Here is a 17,440-nt window from a genome sequence, read left to right as displayed (position 1 = left end):
CCTACCACTCAAAAGCGGGGCCGTTTTCCCGCGCACCGAGCAGGAATACATCGGCCATCAAGCGCAGGGGAGCGGCGTCCACGTCGCTCTCGTGCCGCTCCAGCAGGGCAGCGAAGCGCTCGTAGATTCCCTCATATTCTTCCGAGGGATTTTGCACCACGACGGCGTCATCGACGCGCAGCACCGTGCCGCCCTTTTCCAGCTTGAGCACGTCGCCGCTTTGCGTCTCAAAACGGATGGTCCAGATCTCCCCGTTTTCCTCGAGCCAGTTGAAGCCTGCGCTCATCTGGGGCTGATGCGGCTCACCCGACTTGAACGCGATCTCAACATCCACTGGCGTTTGCCGGTTTTTCGGGAAAGTCAGCCGGCTGCTTTGCACAAAGACCGGGAACGGCATCACCTTGGTGAAGATGGAAAGGGCATTGATCCCGGGGTCGCACACGCCAAAGCCACCGGGCTCCCAGACCCAGTCCTGTCCCGGATGCCATTTGCGCACGCTTTCGCGCCAGTCGATCCGCACCGAAGCAACGCCCTGCTCCGCCAGCAGCTCGCGCGTCCGATCCACCGCCGCGTTGTACTGGGAATGCCAAGTCTGGAACAGCACGCGATCGAGGCGCTTGGCCTGCGCCACTAGGTCATCGAGCTCGCAAATCGTGGTGGTAGGCGGCTTTTCCATCATCACGTCCTTGCCGGCCTCTAGAGCCTCGCGGACATATTGGTGACGAATGCCAGGGGGCGTGCAAACCGAGACGAGATCGACTTCCGGCATGGCGGCGTAGAGCTCGCCCGGCGTCTTGAACACCGGAACCCCGTTATGGCCAATGCCGCGCGTCGACACCGTCGCCGCAAGTTCGAAATGCTCGGACTTATCGATCACCGGCAGGTGCTGGTCTTGGGCGATCTTGCCCACCCCGATAACGGCAATCTTGCGCTTGGCCATGGTTCGGCTCCTCCATGAGCGGTTAGAGCAGAGCCTTGGCGATCTGCCAAGCCCGGCAGGCGGACCATCAGGGGGGAGGTGTGGCCGGCTCCCAAAGCTCGATCGCATTCCCCTCTGGATCCTCGATGCGGGCGAACCGGCCGGTCTCGGGATGATCCCATTCGTCGGGCCGGGTTTCCACCGCGATGCCGGCGCTGGTCAGTTGCGCAATCATGGCGTCGAGGTCATCGACACGGAAATTGAGCATCCACTGCTTGGCAGCCGGAAAATAATCGGTGTCAGCCGCAAAGGGCGCAAACACCGTCAGGCCCGCCTCCTGGTTCCACAAACCGGTCACACCGAGATGCTGCTCATACCAGGCCGCGAGCGCCGCCTTGTCGATGGCGCGAAAAAACACGCCGCCAATACCCACAACGCCTGCCATCACTTTCTCCCTCAACGGATCAGGATTGCCCGGAAATCATTGACATTGGTGCCCGTCGGCCCGGTGACCAACAGGTCGCCAACGGCGGCAAAGGCACCATAGGCGTCATTGCTGGCGAGGGCCGCCAGCGGGTCGATGCCGGCATGGCGCATTCTTGTGGCTGAACTGCCATCACAGAACGCCCCGGCATTGTCCTCTGAGCCATCAATGCCATCCGTGTCCGCCGCCAGCGCCGAAATCCCATTCACCCCATCCAATGCAATGGCGAGCGCCAGCAGGAACTCGGCATTGCGCCCGCCCCGGCCGTTGCCGCGTAACGTCACCGTGGTTTCTCCGCCCGAAAGCAGCACGACCGGCTTGGCGAACGGGCGGTTGCGCTGGGCAATTTCACGAGCCATGGCGGCGTGAACGAGGGCCACGTCGCGCGCTTCCCCTTCCACCGAGTCCGAAAGGATTGCCGCTTCGACCCCCCGGCTCCGGGCGAGTTCGGCGACCTTTTCCAGCGACACCGCCGCCGACGCAATGGTGCGCACGGTGTGAGTTGCAAAGATGGGATCGCCGGGTAGCGGCGCGAGGTTTTCGTCACCCGCCAGCAGCAACGCCGCGGCGGGCGGCAATTGCAGGCCATAAAGCGTGGCATACTTCCGCGCCAGTTCGCGCGTTCCAGCCAGAGCGACCGTCGGGCCTGAAGCTACAATGGCTGGATCGTCTCCCGGCACATCGGACACGACGAGTGTCGCCACACGCGCAGGCGCTGCCAGTGCAGCCAGCCGCCCACCCTTGAGGGTCGAGAACTGGTTGCGGATCAGGTTCATCACCCCGATCGGGGCGCCTGAAGCCAGCAAAACGCGGTTGATGGCCTGCTCGTCATCCAGCGTCAGGCCCGGCGCAGGCGCCGGCAGCAGCGCCGAGCCGCCGCCCGAGATCAGCGCCACGACCAGATCGTCAGGGCCAAGCCCCGAAACTGTTTCGGCAATCCGCCGGGCTGCCAGAAAGCCCGCTTCGTCGGGCACCGGATGGGCGGCTTCCACGATCTCGATGCGCTCGCAGGGCGCGCCATAGCCATAGCGCGTGACGACCAGCCCCTTGAGCGGTCCGTCCCAAGCCGCTTCAAAAGCCTGCGCCATCTGGGCAGAAGCCTTGCCGGCCCCAACCACGACGGTGCGCCCCCGAGGCTTGGGCGGCAAGTTATCGCGAACCGCTAGAGCGGGTTGGGCCTGGGCAACGGCGTGCCCGAACCAGGCTTGGAGCAGGTCTCGATCCATAAGTGTGGCTTGTCATTCCTTGGGACGCTCGATAGCCACAACTTGGCGAAGCCCATCGTTACTGTCCAGCAGGCGCTACGCCCGCAGGCAGATATTCTATTCCCCGCGAGGATCTTATGGCTCCACGATATGCAATCTACTATGCGCCTGATGTGTCGGACCCGCTTTGGGCAAGAGCCAATCAGTGGCTTGGGCGCGATCCCGTCACCGGGAGCATGGTGCGCGAGCCCATCCCGCCGCTTGGCCGCGAGGAGCTCGACGGCCTCACCGTCTCGGCCCGCCGCTACGGCTTTCACGCCACCATCAAGGCGCCCATGGCGCTGGCCAGTGATGTCAGCGAAGCCGAGTTGCAGGATGCGCTGGCTCGCTTTGCGGCCGAGCACGCGCCGGTATACTTAGGGCAGCTCGAACTCGTTTCCTTGCACGGCTTTCTTGCGCTGATCCCGCAGGCAAACGAGGCTTTGCAGGATCTTGCGGCCCATGTGGTGGAAAGTTTCGAGCCGTTTCGCGCGCCGCTTTCGCTCAAGGACCAGGCTCGCCGCGCAGCGGCTGGGTTGACGCCACGGCAGCAGGAACTGCTCGGCGCCTATGGCTACCCCTATGTGTTTGAGGAATTCCAGTTTCACATGACCTTGACCGATCGGCTGGGTAAGGCCGATCACGACCGGGTCCTGGCTGCCGCCGAGGCGTGGTTTGCGCCCGTGCTGGCAACCTCAGTGCGGCTAGACAGGATTTGTCTTTTTGTTGAGCCCTCTCCAGGAGAGCCGTTCCGGCGAGCCACGGAAGATCGGCTGCGCGACGGCCCGCTGGGCGTTTAACGCCGCGTATTGAACCGATCTTCGCTTATCGCGTTGGAAGTTGTTGGAGCCGGGTTTCAGGAGCTTTTCGTGTCCAAAAACGGACTTTACGTCGTGATCGGCATCCTGCTGGTCGCAGTTCTTGCCTTCGGCATCTACATCTATCAGCAACAGACACGCCCCGGCATCGAGGTCAGGGTGGACGAACAAGGGATATCGATCGATGGCAACGGATAATCCGGGTGCTGGCGAGGATCGCCGCGAAACCATAGCAGAGGTGATTGCCAGCGAGCTTGACCGGCAGGCGCATGACGGTGCCATTCGCGTCGATGTGCCGGCGCTGGCGGAAGCCATCGACGTCGCCATTGCCGCTGAACTCGATCCAACTCACGCCGCCGGAGCCGAACCAGCGCCGCTGGACGAGGGCAAGCGCCCCGAAGAGCTCAATTCCACCAATGATGGCTAAGACGGAGCTGGCGTCGCCAGCCCCTTAATCTCGTCAGTGGCCGTTGCCTTTATCAGCGCGCAAGGCCACTGACGCCGCGCGGCGTGCTTCTTCTATGGTTTCGAAATGCTGGCCATCGATGGCGAAGGCCGGCAGCCTGACCGCAACAAAGCGAAAGCCGCCGTTTTCAGGCACGACAATGCCCTGCGGCTCCCCGCCAACCTCGACAATGATGGGCCTGACGGTCTTGGCCCGGCCTAGATTCTTTTCCTGCATGGGTGGATGCTCCACTTGCGCGTCCGGTCAGCCCTTGGCTGGACCACAAACCCGCCAAGAGGCGGGGACGCTGGGCTTCTATCGGTCTTGTGAGACAAACGAGTGACGGGTGGTCACATTCGTTTGGAGCGACAGAGTCCTTGCCAACGTTTGGTGCGGCGGAGCAGTTTGGCTACGGTCATGGAACCAGCATGGATGGTGAAGGTCGTCGATGATGTCATCTTCATTCCTCTCCTGCGGCGTTGACCCGAAGCAGTTTGGCTGCAACACCAAAATAACGCAGCCGAGCCGGAAAAGCCAGCTACAGTGAGCCTGCAGAAGCCCGTTTAAGCGAAAAAGCCTGCTCAACTTTCGTCTTGGTCCGGGACGCCACGCGCGACGGACTTCCCTTAACCGGCTATCGGCGCTAAGGCGTTGAAAGGTCCGACGCGATCTGATGGGTGTCGGACGATAACAGCGCAGCCGGGAGCCCGCCCGGCTCGGAGGAAGTTGCAAGTGTCCGAGCACAACCTGCCTGCCCCTGTGCAGCCCAAGCGGGGCGTCAAGCCGTCCGGCAAGCCCACCCTCAAAACCATCGCACAAATGACCGGGCTGGCGGTCACCACCATCTCGCGCGCCCTCAACAATGCCCCCGAGTTGGCCCAGGACACCCGCGAGCGCGTGCAAAAGATCGCGGCCGAGATCGGCTACCTGCCCGATCGAGCGGCCCTACGCCTCAAGACCGGGCGCACCAATGTTCTTTCCTTGGTGCTCGAACCCGACGAGCAGATCTATGGCTTTGGCTCGTCGATCGTTGCCGGGCTGACTGAAGCCATGCGCAACACGCCCTTCCATCTCATCATCACGCCATTGTTTCGCAATGTGCCCTCGATCGAGCCGATCCGGCACATCGTTCGCAATGGCATGGCCGATGGGGTGGTGTTTTCCAAGGTGGAAACCTTCGACGACCGCATCCGCTTCTTGCTGGATAACGATTTCCCCTTTGTCAGTCACGGCCGCTGCCTGTGGCCCGAAGCGCATCCCTATGCCGATTTCGACAATGAGGCCTACGCCTATGGCGCGGTCAAGCGCCTGGTGCAGAAGGGGTGCCGCAAGGTTTCCATCGTGCTGCCCGACAGTGCGCTGACCTATACCGAACACCTCAAGACGGGAATGCTCCGCGCCGCCGGTGAGGCCGGTATCGAGTGCGAATTCGCCGCTGATGTCACCCTGGCCAGCCCGACCGACGCCATCCGCACCTATGTGATCAAGCGCGCCAAGCGGCCTAATCCTCCCGACGGCTATGTCGGAGCCTCTGAGCTCTCAGCCCTCGCCATAATCGGCGGCCTCAACGACAGCGGCCCCGTCGTGGGCCAAAGCGTGCATGTGGTGACCAAGCAAGCCTCCCCCCTCTTCGCCCAGTTTCAGCCCGGGGCCGAAACCGTGTTCGAGGACTTCAACAAAGCCGGCTTCAATCTGGGCTCGCTGCTGCTGCGGCGGATTGCGGGCGAGCCCGTCGAAGACCTGCACGCCCTCGACACACCCGTTTTCCCCTGGGCCGACGGCGCCTAGCCCTCGAGCGTTTCGCGCAGTTCCTCGAGTTCAAGCCATTGCTGCTCGGCGGTGTCGCGCCGGCTTTGGGCTGCAACCAGCGCTTTGGACTTTTCAGCAAATGCCGCGGGGTCGCGCGCATAAAGCTTGGGATCGTTCAGCGCCTGGTTGATCGCCTTGATCTCGGCCTCGAGCTTTTCGATGTCCTTGGGCAGGCTCTCGAGCGCATGCCGCTCCTTGAAGGAAAGCTTGCGCTTGCCGGTTGCCGCAGTCACCGGCGCCAGCGAGGTCTTGCCGGGGCGGTGGGTCGCCTTGGTTATGGGCGCGCGGGCATTAACCCCAGCGCCGCGCTGGATCACCATATCCGAATAGCCACCGGCATATTCGGTCCATATGCCATCCCCCTCGGCAATGATGATGGAGGTCGCAACCCGATCGAGGAAGTCCCGATCGTGGCTCACCACCACAACGGTGCCGGCATAGTCCGAAACCATTTCCTCGAGCAGATCGAGCGTTTCAAGGTCGAGATCGTTGGTCGGCTCGTCGAGCACGAGGAAGTTCGACGGCAGCGACAAGGCGCGCGCCAGGGCCACCCGGGCCCGCTCGCCACCCGAAAGTTTGCCGATGGGCGTATTGGCCTGTTCGGGGGTGAAGAGGAAATCCTTCATATAGCCCACCACATGGCGCGGCTCGCCATTGATGTGGATGGTGTCGCTACCCCCGCCGGTCAGGGCATCCTTGAGGCGCGTTTCGGGCTGCAGCTTGGCGCGGCCCTGATCGAGCATCGCCATCTCGAGCGCCGCGCCCAGCTTGACGGTGCCGCTATCGGGCGGCAGCAAGCCGGTCAGCATCTTGATCAGCGTGGTCTTGCCCGCGCCGTTCGGCCCGACAATGCCAATCCGGTCGCCTCGCAAAACACGGGTGGAGAAATCGGCGACAATCACCCGGTCGCCATAGGTCTTGCTGATGTGCTCGGCTTCCGCCACCAGCGCACCCGAAGTGCGACCCTCGGACACCTGCATGTTGACCGAACCCGTGACCCGCCGCTGCTCGCGCCGGTTTTGGCGCAGTCCGGACAGGCGCTCGAGGCGCCCCACATTGCGCTTGCGGCGCGCCGTCACGCCATAGCGCAGCCAATGTTCTTCGCGCACGATCTGGCGGTCGAGCTTGTGGCGGTCGCGCTCTTCTTCCTCGAGCACTTCGTCGCGCCAGGCTTCAAACGCCGAGAAGCCCTTGTCCAGCCGCCGCGTTACCCCGCGATCGAGCCACACCGTGGCGCGGGTCAGGTCGGACAGGAAGCGACGGTCGTGGCTGATCAGCACCATGGCCGAGCGCATGGAGTTGAGTTCCTGCTGCAGCCATTCAATGGCGGGCAGATCAAGATGGTTGGTGGGCTCGTCCAGCAGCAGGATATCGGGCTTTGGCGCCAAGACTCGCGCCAGCGCCGCCCGTCGTCCCTCGCCGCCAGAAAGGTTTTTCGGATTTTCCGTGCCGGTCAGCCCCAGCGATTCCAGCAGATACTGGGCGCGATAAAGATCATCGCCGGGGCCAAGGCCCCCCTCGACATATTCGAGCGTGGTGGCAAAGGCCGACAGATCAGGCTCTTGCGGCAGGTAGCGCAAGGTGGCGCTGGGCTCAACGAAGCGAACGCCCCCATCATGCTGCACGTCGCCGGCCGCGATCTTGAGCAAGGTGGATTTGCCCGAGCCATTGCGCCCCACCAGCGCAATGCGCTGGCCCGGGGAAACAATCAGTTCGGCGCCCTCGAGGAGGCGCGTGCCGCCAAAGGTCAGTTGGATATTTTGTAGGGAAAGAAGCGGGGCAGCAGCCATAAGTCGTCCAAGCGTTTGGGCGCGATAAATCACGAAGGTGGGGCGGATCAATGCGAGACAAGCGCAAAGGGCCGGTCGGGACACGATGGTCCCAACCAGCCTAGATAAGGCAGCAACGGGCCTGTTGCTAGGCTGGGCTGGCTTCCGGCTCGATTTCCTCGATCTCGTCGGCTTGACCGACTTCCTCGAGCATCTGCAAGCCAAGCCGCTCGCGGATCGAGCGCTTCTTGTGCGCCAGATCGGCGATCGTGTAGCCTTCCAGCACGGTGAAGAACGCACCCAGCGCTTCGCGCAGGGCTCCGTTCAGGTCGCATTCGCCGATCAGGGGACAATCGGCCCCTTCTTCAAAGCACTCTGCCAGGGCGAAATTTTCTTCCGTCAGCCGGATAGTTTCAAGCAGCGTGATCTGGTCAGCAGGTTTGCCCAGCGTAATGCCGCCCTTGCGCCCGCGCACGGTGCGCAGCAGGCCATTTTCGACCAGCGGCTTGATCAGCTTGAACAAAAACAGCTCGGAAATGGCATAAGCGCGGGCGATGTCGGCAACGCGGCTCAGACCCGGCTCGTTAACTGCACAGTAAACCAATGTGCGGATGGCGTAGTTGGATTGGCGCGTCAGTCTCAAGATCGACCTTTCTGTCCGCTCCTCTCGCGGAGCGCGGAGCGGCTGCATCGTTTGATCGCTGCACCTTATAACCATTCTAAAATGTGTCAACCAAACATGATGTCGCTATTCAACTTAGTTCACCGCCGCCATGCGCTGTCCTGCGCGATCCCCCTCATGCTGGGCAGCCGGAGCCACTTGCCCCGTTGCGCATTGAAGCGCTGAGGAGGACGGGGATGGCGCAGGTTTATCTGGATTGCGATGGGGTTCTGGCCGATTTCGACAAGGGGGCGGAGGCAATTTTCGGCATGTCCACCCGCGACTATGAGCGCCGCTTTGGCCTGGGCAAGTTCTGGAAGGCGCTGGCCAGCGCGCCCGAGTTCTTTGCGCGGCTTGAGCCCTTGCCCGACGCCATGGAATTGTTCGATGCCGTAAAACATCTCAACCCCATCATCCTGACTGGCCTACCCCGGGGCAATTGGGCCGAGCCGCAAAAGCGGCGCTGGGCCGAGGAGCATTTCCCCGGTGTGCCGGTGATCACCACCAGCGCCGCCCTCAAGCGCGAACATGCCCATCCCGGCGATGTGCTGGTGGACGACCGCGACAAGTACCGGCATCTCTGGGAAGAAGCCGGCGGCATTTTCGTGCATCACCGCAGTGCCGCCCAGTCGATTGCCGAACTGCGCGAGCGCGGCTTTATTTGAGCTAGAACCGGCCGGGCAGCAATCGCACGCAAACCGGCTCGATGTCGGTCCAGCCCAGGCGAGCCAGGACTTCGTTGCTGTCGACTGGCTTGCGCCCGGCGCCTCGATCCAGCGACCAGGTGATGTGGTAGGTCCCGCCACCCGGCCGATCGCTCGTGCCGCCGATCCGCAGCACCAGGGCTTCCAAACCCACGCCGTCATCGACCCGGCCGATGATGTCGCCAGCTCGTTCCGCGGGGAGCGCTGCCCAGGCGGGCGCCCCAAATCGCAGCGTCACATGGTGGGCAACCACATCAGGATAAACCGGCACGAAGCGGGTCAGCAGGGCCATGCGCTCGGACGGCACCAGCGTCCAGCCAATCACCAAGGGTTTCTTGCGCATCAGTGCGACTACTCCGGTTTTTCCTGCCCTCGTCCGACTGTAGAAAAAAGCGAACGACTTGCGCTTCTGTAAGTTATGTCTGCAGCCACTCTTTTCCCCTCTAGAAACGAGCCCCCGTGCCCAAATCGCGCCAGCCCTTGATGGGCAATTATTTGCTACGGACCATGCCAGCAGACAGCTTTGCTGCGCTTTATCCTCATCTCAAATTTTTGCGCTTGCCCACCAACACGGTTCTGGCCGGAGCAGGACAGGCTGTACAGTGCCACGTCTTTCTGGAAGCCGGGCTCGCTTCGGCTGTGGCGCGCAGCGGGGACAACCAAATGGTCGAAGCCGCCCATCTTGGCCGCGAGGCGATGATTGGCCATCAGGCCTTGCTTTCCGTGGGCACCAGTCCCTATGAAATTTCCATGCAGATCGAGGGCAGCGGCTGGCAGATCAGCGGCGAAGCGCTGCGCCGGACCATTGGCGGGCACCATGCCACCATGCAATTGCTGCTCCGCTTCGTGCACGCGCTTGAATTGCAGATCATCCATTCGGTGGTCGCCAATGCCCGCTACAGCGTGCACCAGCGCCTTGCGCGCTGGCTGTTGATGACCCATGACCGGCTCGATCGCAACGATCTGCCCCTCACCCATGAATTGCTGGCCACGCGGCTCGGCGTGCGCCGCGCTGGGATCACCGACGCTTTGCACACGATCGAGGGGCTGGGCGCCATCCGGGCCACGCGCGGCAATGTGCAGGTGGTCTCCCGTGCGACGCTTGAAGCAGTGGCCCAGGGCAGCTACGGCGTCCCCGAAGCCGAATATGAGCGCCTGATCGGGGTGCCGCTGCGGCGCGGCCAGCTCGCTCAAGTTAGTACCGATCGGTAGGGAACGCCCCCGTCTCACGGGTGTTGTTCTCCCATGACCACCCAACAGTCGAGTTAATCGATGACTATCATGTTGATCGCTGTAACCACTGCCGTTCTTGCAACCCTGACTGTTGCTGTCGACGGCGACTAAGGGAGTTCAGTCATGCCCAACCAAAATCCGCGCGGACCCGCTCAACCCATCGGCAAGGCGGTCGATGATGAGGATCCCAACTACAGCCCGGTTGCCGATCGTGCCCCCAAGCCGGCGGGGCCCCGTGGTGCCGCCGAACAGGCCGACAAGGACAATGAGCGCGCACAAAAAGGCGCACCATAAGGAACCGTTTGCGCGCCACTGACGTTGAGACGTAGCAGTGGCCAACTGCGACCTCCAAAGAATAGCAAGACCCAGAGCCATGCACACAGCTCTGGGTCTTTTTTTGCGCGCAGTTGGCGCCCAGCAGCCGAGACGCCGCGCGCAACACCGCTCAAGCGGGCTCACTGGCCTTTTCGCGCGTCTTCCAGGTTTCACCCGCCCATTCGCGCACGGTGATGACGATCATGCCGTCCTTGAAATCAATGAGGTTGTAGGCATTAGGCTCACCGCGCAGGCGCGTTGAAATGGTAGAAGACGCCTGCGCCACCAAAATCGGCGCCACGGCCGATTTACGCAGCCCTGTAGGCGCCCCTGCCTTGACCGCACCAACCGCCTCGTGCTTGCGCACATAAGAGAGGTGGAAATGCCCCGATAACACCAGCCGCACGCCCAGACGCGAAAAGGTCTCGAGCGCCTCGTCGGCACGCTTGACGATCCGGGCCTCGGTTTGCTGCATGGGCTGGGTGGGATAAAGCAGTGGATGGTGGGCAACGACCACTCGGATTGCATCGGGAGAGGCCTTGCTGAACCGCTCCTCAAGATGCTCCAGCTGATCGCGCGAAATGGTGCCATGGCCCCAGTTCCATTCCAGCCGCATGCGGCGGGATGTGCGCATACCCACAAAGGCGACGCCACTGAGCTCCAGGAACGGCTCCAGCTCCTCAGCGATATAGCGGCGGTAAAGACCATAGGGGTTGAGGAACCGGCGTACCAGATTGATCGCCGGGACGTCGTGATTGCCGGGAACTGCAAAATAGGGCGCGCTCAGGGAATCGAGAAAAGCTCGCGCCGTAACGAACTCTTCCCGGCTGCCGACCTGAGCAAAATCGCCGCTCACCACTACCAGATCGGGCTGTTGCAATTCGATATCGGCCGCCAACCCTGCGGATATGCGTGTGTCATGCTTGCCGAAATGCAAGTCGGAGAGATGGACGACCTTCATGGAGCCAGCCCCTCCTCCAAGGGGAGGGGCGCATCGGCGGGCGCTTCGGGGGAAGCCGGTGCCAGCACCGAAAGCGCCAGGGGCAGGATCTTGAAATGCAAGGGCGTCGAGAAGGTCTCGACCTCTCCGTCCAACATCACCTTGAGCGCCTTCTTGCGGGTTTCAATGGTCAATTCGTCAACGCTTTCAATGGTGAGAGCCTCGTCGTCACGCCACCGTCCTAGCAACATGCGCGCCGTCAGCCGCGCCACGTCACCCAGATTGAGGTGCTTGATCACATAAAGCGTCAGGCTCCCGCGATCCAGCCGGTTGCGGGCAAAGAACTTGCCGAACCCCTCCTCATAGGCATTGCTCGACACGGCAATGGACTGCACCCGCTCCACCCGCGCCTCGCCCGAGCGCGGCACGATGCGCACGGCCATGCGCCGTGCCCGCGCCAGGCGGCGAGTGAAATAGCGGAAAAAGGCGATCTTGGTGCCGATGCTCATGGTACCGCGAATATGCTCGCGCCCGGCTGCTACCCCGGGAATGGTGCCGATCACGACCTTATGCAGGAACGTTTGCCCGTTGATCTGCCCCACATCGATGCGGCGAAGCTCGGCGGTTTGCAGCTGCTTGACCGCGTCGGGCACGGTGAGGGGCAGATGCAGGTCCCGCGCCAGCAGGTTGACGGTCCCGAGCGGCAGGATGGCGAGGTTCTTGTCCGTCCCCACCAGCGCGTGAGCCAGCGCGGTGATCGTCCCATCGCCACCGGCGGCAACTATGGTATCGGCGGGGCTTTGCAGCGCCCGCTCGATGCGCTCCTTGAACGGCGCGTCGCCGTCGGCGTCGATAGTGGCCTCCAGCCCCGCCTCGGCGAACATGGCCGCCAGCGTCTCACCCGTCGTGCCGGTTGCATGGGCCGTGCCGGCATTGGTGTTAAGGATCACGTGGAAATGTCGTTCGACCATCAGTGTCGCCCGCTGAAAGGAGGGGAATCGCTGTCACACAACGGTGAGAGCGCGCTATGGTTCAATGCAGCGGCGTCGCACCACAAGGCTCACCTGCGATTGTGGAACATCGCGACCTCCGGCGGCGTTGCTCGCCCACCAATAGAGGCAAACATGGCAAGATCGCTTTCCCAACTGTTGAACCTGCGCAGCGTCGTCAACTTCGCTCGTGGGGAAGCGAGTGTGCTGGCTGGCATCGCCGTGGTGAGCGGGCTTGTGCTGGCGTTTCTGTCACTGGCCGACCAGGTCAGCGAAGGCGATACCGAGGCTTTCGACACCGCCCTCCTGATGTTGTTCCGCACGCCCGACCCGAGCCATCAGTTGATCGGGCCGCTGTGGGTGCAGGAGATGATGCGCGACGTCACCGCGCTGGGCAGCTTCGCGTGTCTCGGGCTCCTAGTCGTGGGCGTTGCGATCTATCTGGTGCTGGCAGGCCTGCGCCATGCGGCCCTTCTCATGGTGGTGTGCGTGCTGAGCGGCACGGCGCTCAGCACCTTGCTCAAGATGGGTTACGACCGTCCCCGCCCTGATCTTGAATCCTTTACCCACCAGTTCACCTCGAGCTTTCCCAGCGGGCACTCGATGCTCTCGGCGGTGACCTATCTTTCGATCGGCGCGCTGCTGGCGCGGCTGGCACCGACACTGGCGCTCAAGATCTATGCCCTGAGCGCTGCGGTTTTCCTCACCCTCTTGGTCGGGTTCAGCCGGCTTTATCTTGGGGTGCATTTCCCCAGCGATATTCTGGCCGGCTGGTGCATTGGCGCCGCTTGGGCGCTGCTCTGGAGCGTTATTGCCATCTGGCTGCAAAAGCGGGGGCATGTCGAGCAACCCCCCGCTGAAACCTTGAGCGACCGGACCGCCTAGGGGCCGCCGGCCACCGACCCGAGCACGGCCATGACCAGATCATCGAGATTGACGTCGCCTTCGACGCGCAGCCGATCGTCCTGGGCGGTGACTTTGAGCTTATCAGGCTGGTTGCTGGCCTGGCGCTGCAATTCGCCGATAATGGTTTCGCGCAATTTGTCTTCAATCATCTCTGCCTCCTGGTTGTGCACCATTAAGCCGAGGCAAAGGGTGGGGTTCCCTCGCGAGCCTAGTTAAAGACGCGTCGTGGCTGGAACTGGCCGAACTGCACCGAGCCAGTGGCAATGGCCCGACCGGCATGGCTGGCCCAGGCTTCATCCAGCGTGACCGGGGCGCGTGCGCCGGTCAGCAGCACCGCATTGCCGTGGCGCACCGCATTGGCCTGCAGCGCATCGAGCCGCAGCTCGGGCAGCTCCACCAGTCCCACCGCGACCGGCAGCAGCATGGCGTCGCGCGCCGCCAGCTCAACCGCTTCGAGCTGCTCGATGGTGATGGCGTCAGCGTCGGTGAAGGGCCCGACGGCCGCGCGGTGCAGCATACCCACATGGCCCCTCGTGCCCAGGGCTTCGGCGATGTCACGCGCGAGCGAGCGTACATAGGTCCCCTTGCCACAGGTTACCTCCAGCACCGAGCGTTCCGCGCCATGCTCCATCAGCTCGATAGTATCGATCTGGACAGGGCGAGGCGCCAATTCCACCGCTTCGCCAGCACGCGCAAGGTCATAGGCGCGCTCGCCATCGATCTTGAGCGCCGAAAAGATTGGCGGGCGCTGCAGCAATTCGCCGGTGAACCGGGGCAGCACCGCACTCAGCTCGGCCTCGGACGGCCGATGCTCCGACTGGGCCACGACCGTGCCTTCGGCATCGTCCGTGGTTGTCGCCGTGCCCCACTGAATGGCGAAGCGATAGCGCTTGGTGCCGTCCTGCACCTGCGGCACCGCCTTGGTGGCTTCCCCCAGCGCGATAGGCAAGATGCCGGTCGCGAGGGGATCAAGCGTGCCGGCATGGCCAGCCTTGGCGGCGCTGAACAGCCAGCGCACTTTGCCGACGGCTTGGGTCGAGGTCATGTCGAATGGTTTGTTGAGCACCACCCAACCCGAAACGGGGCGCTTGATGCGCTTGGGGGCACTCACGCTTGCGTATCGTCCTCGTCGTCCTCGCCGGCCTGCAGGTCGCGCTGCACGCGATCCGAGCGCAGCAGCGCATCGATCCGGCTGGCTTCCTCGAAGGTTTCGTCGACGAAAAAGCGCAGCTCGGGCGCAAATTTCATGTTGATCTGCGGCGCCACCTGGCCGCGGATGAACTTGCGATGCCGGTTCAGCGCCGCCACGATCTCCTCGGCATGCTCGCCGCCCAGCGGCATCACATAAGCATTGGCGACCTTGAGATCATTGCTCATGCGCACTTCGGGCACGGTAATCACGGCGCCATGCAGCGCATCGTCTTCGACGTCGCCGCGCGCGAAGATCGCGGCCAGCGCGTGCCGCACCAGTTCGCCGACGCGCAACATGCGCTGGGTTGGCCCGAGGGGTTTTTGGTCTCTGCTCATTGCGGCCCCATAGGCCCTCGCCGGTTGCTAGTCAACGCCCCAGCGCCTGCCGCCTGCTCACGCGCTGGCGAGGCGAGCGGGTTTGGGCACGCCATCGGGCAGCACGCGATGGGGCGGCTGGTGGCCATCCATGAAGGCGCGGATATTGACGATCACCGTTTCTCCCATCTCCACCCGCGCTTCGATCGTCGCGGAGGCCATGTGGGCGGTTAGAACGACTTTGTTGTTTTCCGCCAGCGCCAGGAGCTTGGGATTGATGCCCTGGCGATGCTCGAACACATCAAGCGCGGCCCCGCTCAAATGGCCCGCTTCGATCGCCGCCACCAGCGCTGCTTCGTCCACAAGTTCAGGTCGCGACACATTGACCACGAAACTGCCCGCGCGCATCCGCCCGAGCCGCTCGGCGCCCAGGATCTGGAGCGTTTCGCGCGTCAGCGGCGTATGGAGCGAAACAATATCGACCGCCCCGAGCATGGCATCGAGATCTGGCCAAAAGGTTGCGCCCAGCGGCGTTTCGAGGCCCGGCGGACGCCGGTTGCGCGACCAATAATGGATACTGAGCCCAAAGGCGCGGGCGCGCTGCGCCACCGCGGTGCCGATCCGCCCCATCCCGACGATCCCCAGCGCCTTGCCGCGCAGGCGGTGCCCCAGCATGGAGGTCGGGGACCAGCCCGCCCAGGCGCGATCGCGCATCAGCATCTGGGTGCCTTCCACTAGCCGGCGCGGCAGCGCCAGCATCAGCGCCATGGCCATGTCAGCGGTGTCATCGGTCAGGACGCTGGGCGTATTGGTGACGGTCAACCCCGCGGCCCAGGCCGCTTCCACGTCGATATTGTCCACGCCATTGCCGAACTGGGCGATCATGCGCACCGAAGGGGGCAGTGCGGCAATCAGCGACGCATCGATCCGGTCGGTGATGGAGCATACCAGCACATCCTTGCCGATGCAGCCTTCGGCGATGTCGGCGGGCGCGAGAATGCCATCGGCCTCGTTGACGTCGGTCTCGAACAATGTCGCCATACGCGCCTCGATCGCTTCGGGCAGGCGGCGGGTAACGAGGACTTTGGGTTTCGTGCCGGTCATGCAGTCCCGATGCGTGGCGGAGGACAAGGCCTTCCGTTTTCAGCGACCATTAAGGATCATGCCTTAGTGATAGGACAAATGTATTCCTTGTGCAAAGTCATGTTTAGCGTGTTCCGCAGCGCAATGCGGTCCCGTGCCCGTTTGGCACTTGTTTCAATCATGGCAGCGCTGCTGGCGCTGCCGGGCCCCCTCACGCCGGTCCAGGCCTGGGCGCAGGCCGACAATCCCAGCGGTTTGCCCCTGCCCCGCTTTGCCAGCACGCGCTCGACGCCCATCAATGTGCGCGTCGGCCCCGGCACCAAATACGACATCGCCTGGATCTACCGGCAGTCCGGCATTCCCGTGGAAATCGTGCAGGAGTTCGATACCTGGCGCAAGATCCGCGACCAGGATGGCGACGAGGGCTGGGTGCACCAGAACCTGCTGTCAGGCAATCGCGCCGGTTATGTCGCGCCGGTCGTCGCCAACGGCGAGATCGCGCTGCGCTCGGGCATGAACGACGATTCGGGCGTGCGCGCTCGGCTTGGCGCGGGCCTGCGCGTCCAGATCAAGGAATGCGATGGCACCTGGTGCGAAGTCAGCGCCGCCGGCGGCGACGGGCAGCGCACCGCGACATATTCGGGCTTCTTGCACCAGGAGGAAATCTGGGGCGTCTACCCCGACGAAGTGTTCAACTAGCCCGCTTCGGCCTCGAGCTCGGCGCATTGGCGGGCCAGCCGGACCGCCCTGGTTTGCTTGGGGCAGGACGCACAAAGCCGGTCCGGCCACACCAGGTAATCAAGGCAACAGCCCTTGCGCGCCAGCACCAGCTTTTGGCGCCCATCCGTCAGCACCACGGGCTCCAGCGTTCCCTGCCCGACCAAATCCAGTGCCGCAAGCCAGCTCTGTGCATGGCGGCTGATCTCGTCGGGCGAAATCCCCGGCTGCATCCGTTCCAGCAGCGCCACGACCCCCAGCACCCGCGCGGCGAGCAAACGTTGTGCCGGCACGGGCTTGAAGCGCACGATCGCGTTGATCTCTTCGAGGAGTGTTTCGGCCGTGGCTCTCAAGTCCGCCGCAGCCCAGCCGATCATGGCCTCGACCTCGCCCTGCCGCTGGGGCCCGGGGGGCAGGCGAAAACCGTTGATGTCGAGCAGCTGGCGGCATTGTGCCATCGCGCGCAGGTCGGGAACGGCCCCATGCCCGTGCACGGCGATCACCGCCAGGTAAGCCGGCTGCCACAACAGATTGGTCCACAGCCGCAGCGCCCAAAAGGCGGGTCCGCCCGCCGGATAGGCTTGCGCCAGCGCGTCGTAGAGGTCGCGCAGCATGGGGCCGTTATCGAGCCCGTGCCGGTACCAACCCGGCTTGTGGCTCCCGGGCGCACCCTTGAGAAAGCCGGTGACCTCGGCCGCCCTGGCCAGGAGCCGGGTTAGCGCGATATCGGCATCATTGGGCGGAAACAAAAACGAACGGGCGGTCACTGGGAAGGTCCGGAACAAGCAGGGCTTAACCTATCGCGCTCCGCGGCCCGCTGCAAAGTCAGCGCGCGGCGCAGATTGACCCACCCCCTCAGCGTCCTATCTATTCCTGACGCGAGGAGCTCAGCCGTGAT

General features: G+C 63.5%; 23 protein-coding genes. 9 read left to right on the top strand and 14 right to left on the bottom strand.

Going from position 1 to position 17,440, the window contains the following annotated elements; all coding sequences use genetic code 11:
- Position 1 precedes the first annotated feature (1 nt).
- From HRU92_RS16605 to HRU92_RS16595, 3 genes are all read right to left on the bottom strand, one after another.
- Complete coding sequence (locus HRU92_RS16605) at positions 2-940, bottom strand: Gfo/Idh/MocA family oxidoreductase (RefSeq protein ID WP_172121961.1); 939 nt, start codon at positions 938-940, stop codon at positions 2-4.
- A gap of 67 nt (positions 941-1,007) precedes the next feature.
- Positions 1,008-1,364, bottom strand: coding sequence for a VOC family protein (locus tag HRU92_RS16600; protein ID WP_172121960.1), 357 nt, complete (start codon positions 1,362-1,364; stop codon positions 1,008-1,010).
- Between the two features lie 11 nt (positions 1,365-1,375).
- Positions 1,376-2,629: a glycerate kinase gene (locus tag HRU92_RS16595; protein WP_127751754.1), complete on the bottom strand. Its 1,254-nt coding sequence runs from the start codon at positions 2,627-2,629 to the stop codon at positions 1,376-1,378.
- 116 nt (positions 2,630-2,745) lie between these two features.
- On the opposite strand from HRU92_RS16595, the gene HRU92_RS16590 reads away from it, so the two are divergent.
- From HRU92_RS16590 to HRU92_RS16580, 3 genes are all read left to right on the top strand, one after another.
- On the top strand, positions 2,746-3,447 hold the full coding sequence (locus HRU92_RS16590) for a DUF1045 domain-containing protein (protein WP_172121959.1): 702 nt from the start codon (positions 2,746-2,748) through the stop codon (positions 3,445-3,447).
- 69 nt (positions 3,448-3,516) lie between these two features.
- Positions 3,517-3,663 (top strand): hypothetical protein, encoded by a 147-nt coding sequence (locus tag HRU92_RS16585; RefSeq protein WP_164854696.1) that lies wholly within the window; start codon positions 3,517-3,519, stop codon positions 3,661-3,663.
- Complete coding sequence (locus tag HRU92_RS16580; protein WP_172121958.1) at positions 3,650-3,892, top strand: hypothetical protein; 243 nt, start codon at positions 3,650-3,652, stop codon at positions 3,890-3,892. The genes HRU92_RS16585 and HRU92_RS16580 overlap by 14 nt, the downstream gene beginning before the upstream one ends.
- Before the next feature lie 33 nt (positions 3,893-3,925).
- Here the strand turns inward: HRU92_RS16580 and HRU92_RS16575 are convergent, their stop codons facing one another.
- On the bottom strand, positions 3,926-4,147 hold the full coding sequence (locus tag HRU92_RS16575; protein WP_173088609.1) for a hypothetical protein: 222 nt from the start codon (positions 4,145-4,147) through the stop codon (positions 3,926-3,928).
- Between the two features lie 495 nt (positions 4,148-4,642).
- Here HRU92_RS16575 and HRU92_RS16570 point away from each other — a divergent pair, with 495 nt between their 5' ends.
- Positions 4,643-5,698, top strand: coding sequence for a LacI family transcriptional regulator (locus tag HRU92_RS16570; protein ID WP_172121957.1), 1,056 nt, complete (start codon positions 4,643-4,645; stop codon positions 5,696-5,698).
- Here HRU92_RS16570 and HRU92_RS16565 read toward each other — a convergent pair.
- A complete protein-coding gene (locus tag HRU92_RS16565; protein ID WP_127751749.1) occupies positions 5,695-7,509 on the bottom strand; it encodes an ATP-binding cassette domain-containing protein in 1,815 nt (604 codons plus the stop codon). The genes HRU92_RS16570 and HRU92_RS16565 overlap by 4 nt on opposite strands.
- Positions 7,510-7,636: 127 nt before the next feature.
- Complete coding sequence (rirA, locus tag HRU92_RS16560) at positions 7,637-8,131, bottom strand: iron-responsive transcriptional regulator RirA (RefSeq protein WP_127751748.1); 495 nt, start codon at positions 8,129-8,131, stop codon at positions 7,637-7,639.
- A 215-nt stretch (positions 8,132-8,346) separates the two neighbouring features.
- Here rirA and HRU92_RS16555 point away from each other — a divergent pair, with 215 nt between their 5' ends.
- Positions 8,347-8,814, top strand: coding sequence for a hypothetical protein (locus HRU92_RS16555; protein WP_172121956.1), 468 nt, complete (start codon positions 8,347-8,349; stop codon positions 8,812-8,814).
- Between the two features lies 1 nt (position 8,815).
- Here HRU92_RS16555 and HRU92_RS16550 read toward each other — a convergent pair whose 3' ends face one another.
- Complete coding sequence (locus HRU92_RS16550; RefSeq protein ID WP_172121955.1) at positions 8,816-9,196, bottom strand: hypothetical protein; 381 nt, start codon at positions 9,194-9,196, stop codon at positions 8,816-8,818.
- A 116-nt stretch (positions 9,197-9,312) separates the two neighbouring features.
- Between HRU92_RS16550 and HRU92_RS16545 the strand changes: the two genes are divergently transcribed.
- Together HRU92_RS16545 and HRU92_RS16540 are read left to right on the top strand one after the other, a co-directional pair.
- On the top strand, positions 9,313-10,065 hold the full coding sequence (locus HRU92_RS16545; RefSeq protein ID WP_349236661.1) for a Crp/Fnr family transcriptional regulator: 753 nt from the start codon (positions 9,313-9,315) through the stop codon (positions 10,063-10,065).
- 144 nt (positions 10,066-10,209) lie between these two features.
- Positions 10,210-10,380: a hypothetical protein gene (locus HRU92_RS16540; protein ID WP_172121954.1), complete on the top strand. Its 171-nt coding sequence runs from the start codon at positions 10,210-10,212 to the stop codon at positions 10,378-10,380.
- A gap of 151 nt (positions 10,381-10,531) precedes the next feature.
- Here the strand turns inward: HRU92_RS16540 and HRU92_RS16535 are convergent, their stop codons facing one another.
- Complete coding sequence (locus HRU92_RS16535) at positions 10,532-11,362, bottom strand: metallophosphoesterase (RefSeq protein WP_173088713.1); 831 nt, start codon at positions 11,360-11,362, stop codon at positions 10,532-10,534.
- Positions 11,359-12,312 carry a diacylglycerol kinase family protein gene (locus HRU92_RS16530; protein WP_172121953.1) on the bottom strand — a complete coding sequence of 318 codons (954 nt, stop codon included), beginning with the start codon at positions 12,310-12,312 and terminating at the stop codon, positions 11,359-11,361. Before HRU92_RS16530 ends, HRU92_RS16535 begins: the two co-directional genes overlap by 4 nt.
- A gap of 153 nt (positions 12,313-12,465) precedes the next feature.
- Here HRU92_RS16530 and HRU92_RS16525 point away from each other — a divergent pair, with 153 nt between their 5' ends.
- A complete protein-coding gene (locus HRU92_RS16525) occupies positions 12,466-13,215 on the top strand; it encodes a phosphatase PAP2 family protein (RefSeq protein ID WP_173088711.1) in 750 nt (249 codons plus the stop codon).
- Here the strand turns inward: HRU92_RS16525 and HRU92_RS16520 are convergent.
- The 4 genes from HRU92_RS16520 to HRU92_RS16505 are packed head-to-tail and all read right to left on the bottom strand — an operon-like array spanning position 13,212 to position 15,846.
- Entirely contained in the window at positions 13,212-13,385 is a 174-nt protein-coding gene (locus HRU92_RS16520) for a hypothetical protein (protein ID WP_164854694.1), read from the bottom strand. The genes HRU92_RS16525 and HRU92_RS16520 overlap by 4 nt on opposite strands.
- 59 nt (positions 13,386-13,444) lie before the next feature.
- Positions 13,445-14,347, bottom strand: coding sequence for a tRNA pseudouridine(55) synthase TruB (gene truB, locus HRU92_RS16515; RefSeq protein WP_173088709.1), 903 nt, complete (start codon positions 14,345-14,347; stop codon positions 13,445-13,447).
- Complete coding sequence (gene rbfA, locus HRU92_RS16510; protein ID WP_173088707.1) at positions 14,344-14,763, bottom strand: 30S ribosome-binding factor RbfA; 420 nt, start codon at positions 14,761-14,763, stop codon at positions 14,344-14,346. Before rbfA ends, truB begins: the two co-directional genes overlap by 4 nt.
- A gap of 57 nt (positions 14,764-14,820) precedes the next feature.
- Positions 14,821-15,846 carry a D-glycerate dehydrogenase gene (locus HRU92_RS16505; RefSeq protein WP_173088705.1) on the bottom strand — a complete coding sequence of 342 codons (1,026 nt, stop codon included), beginning with the start codon at positions 15,844-15,846 and terminating at the stop codon, positions 14,821-14,823.
- Positions 15,847-16,005: 159 nt separating this feature from the next.
- Between HRU92_RS16505 and HRU92_RS16500 the strand changes: the two genes are divergently transcribed.
- Complete coding sequence (locus tag HRU92_RS16500; RefSeq protein WP_173088703.1) at positions 16,006-16,524, top strand: SH3 domain-containing protein; 519 nt, start codon at positions 16,006-16,008, stop codon at positions 16,522-16,524.
- On the opposite strand, the gene HRU92_RS16495 is transcribed toward HRU92_RS16500, so the two are convergent.
- Positions 16,521-17,309 (bottom strand): siderophore ferric iron reductase, encoded by a 789-nt coding sequence (locus tag HRU92_RS16495; protein ID WP_173088701.1) that lies wholly within the window; start codon positions 17,307-17,309, stop codon positions 16,521-16,523. The genes HRU92_RS16500 and HRU92_RS16495 overlap by 4 nt on opposite strands.
- Positions 17,310-17,440 lie beyond the last annotated feature (131 nt).

Origin of the sequence: Devosia sp. 1635 (genome assembly GCF_013185955.1) — a bacterium.
GTDB lineage: Bacteria > Pseudomonadota > Alphaproteobacteria > Rhizobiales > Devosiaceae > Devosia.
This window is presented reverse-complemented; position numbering and strand designations above follow the sequence as displayed.

Coding starts and splice junctions, on each gene's coding strand:
- HRU92_RS16605 (WP_172121961.1), bottom strand. CDS start 940: ATGGCCAAGCGCAAGATTGCCGTTATCGGGGTGGGCAAGATCGCCCAA.
- HRU92_RS16600 (WP_172121960.1), bottom strand. CDS start 1,364: ATGGCAGGCGTTGTGGGTATTGGCGGCGTGTTTTTTCGCGCCATCGAC.
- HRU92_RS16595 (WP_127751754.1), bottom strand. CDS start 2,629: ATGGATCGAGACCTGCTCCAAGCCTGGTTCGGGCACGCCGTTGCCCAG.
- HRU92_RS16590 (WP_172121959.1), top strand. CDS start 2,746: ATGGCTCCACGATATGCAATCTACTATGCGCCTGATGTGTCGGACCCG.
- HRU92_RS16580 (WP_172121958.1), top strand. CDS start 3,650: ATGGCAACGGATAATCCGGGTGCTGGCGAGGATCGCCGCGAAACCATA.
- HRU92_RS16575 (WP_173088609.1), bottom strand. CDS start 4,147: ATGCAGGAAAAGAATCTAGGCCGGGCCAAGACCGTCAGGCCCATCATT.
- HRU92_RS16565 (WP_127751749.1), bottom strand. CDS start 7,509: ATGGCTGCTGCCCCGCTTCTTTCCCTACAAAATATCCAACTGACCTTT.
- HRU92_RS16555 (WP_172121956.1), top strand. CDS start 8,347: ATGGCGCAGGTTTATCTGGATTGCGATGGGGTTCTGGCCGATTTCGAC.
- HRU92_RS16550 (WP_172121955.1), bottom strand. CDS start 9,196: ATGCGCAAGAAACCCTTGGTGATTGGCTGGACGCTGGTGCCGTCCGAG.
- HRU92_RS16540 (WP_172121954.1), top strand. CDS start 10,210: ATGCCCAACCAAAATCCGCGCGGACCCGCTCAACCCATCGGCAAGGCG.
- HRU92_RS16535 (WP_173088713.1), bottom strand. CDS start 11,362: ATGAAGGTCGTCCATCTCTCCGACTTGCATTTCGGCAAGCATGACACA.
- HRU92_RS16530 (WP_172121953.1), bottom strand. CDS start 12,312: ATGGTCGAACGACATTTCCACGTGATCCTTAACACCAATGCCGGCACG.
- HRU92_RS16525 (WP_173088711.1), top strand. CDS start 12,466: ATGGCAAGATCGCTTTCCCAACTGTTGAACCTGCGCAGCGTCGTCAAC.
- HRU92_RS16520 (WP_164854694.1), bottom strand. CDS start 13,385: ATGATTGAAGACAAATTGCGCGAAACCATTATCGGCGAATTGCAGCGC.
- rbfA (WP_173088707.1), bottom strand. CDS start 14,763: ATGAGCAGAGACCAAAAACCCCTCGGGCCAACCCAGCGCATGTTGCGC.
- HRU92_RS16505 (WP_173088705.1), bottom strand. CDS start 15,846: ATGACCGGCACGAAACCCAAAGTCCTCGTTACCCGCCGCCTGCCCGAA.
- HRU92_RS16500 (WP_173088703.1), top strand. CDS start 16,006: ATGGCAGCGCTGCTGGCGCTGCCGGGCCCCCTCACGCCGGTCCAGGCC.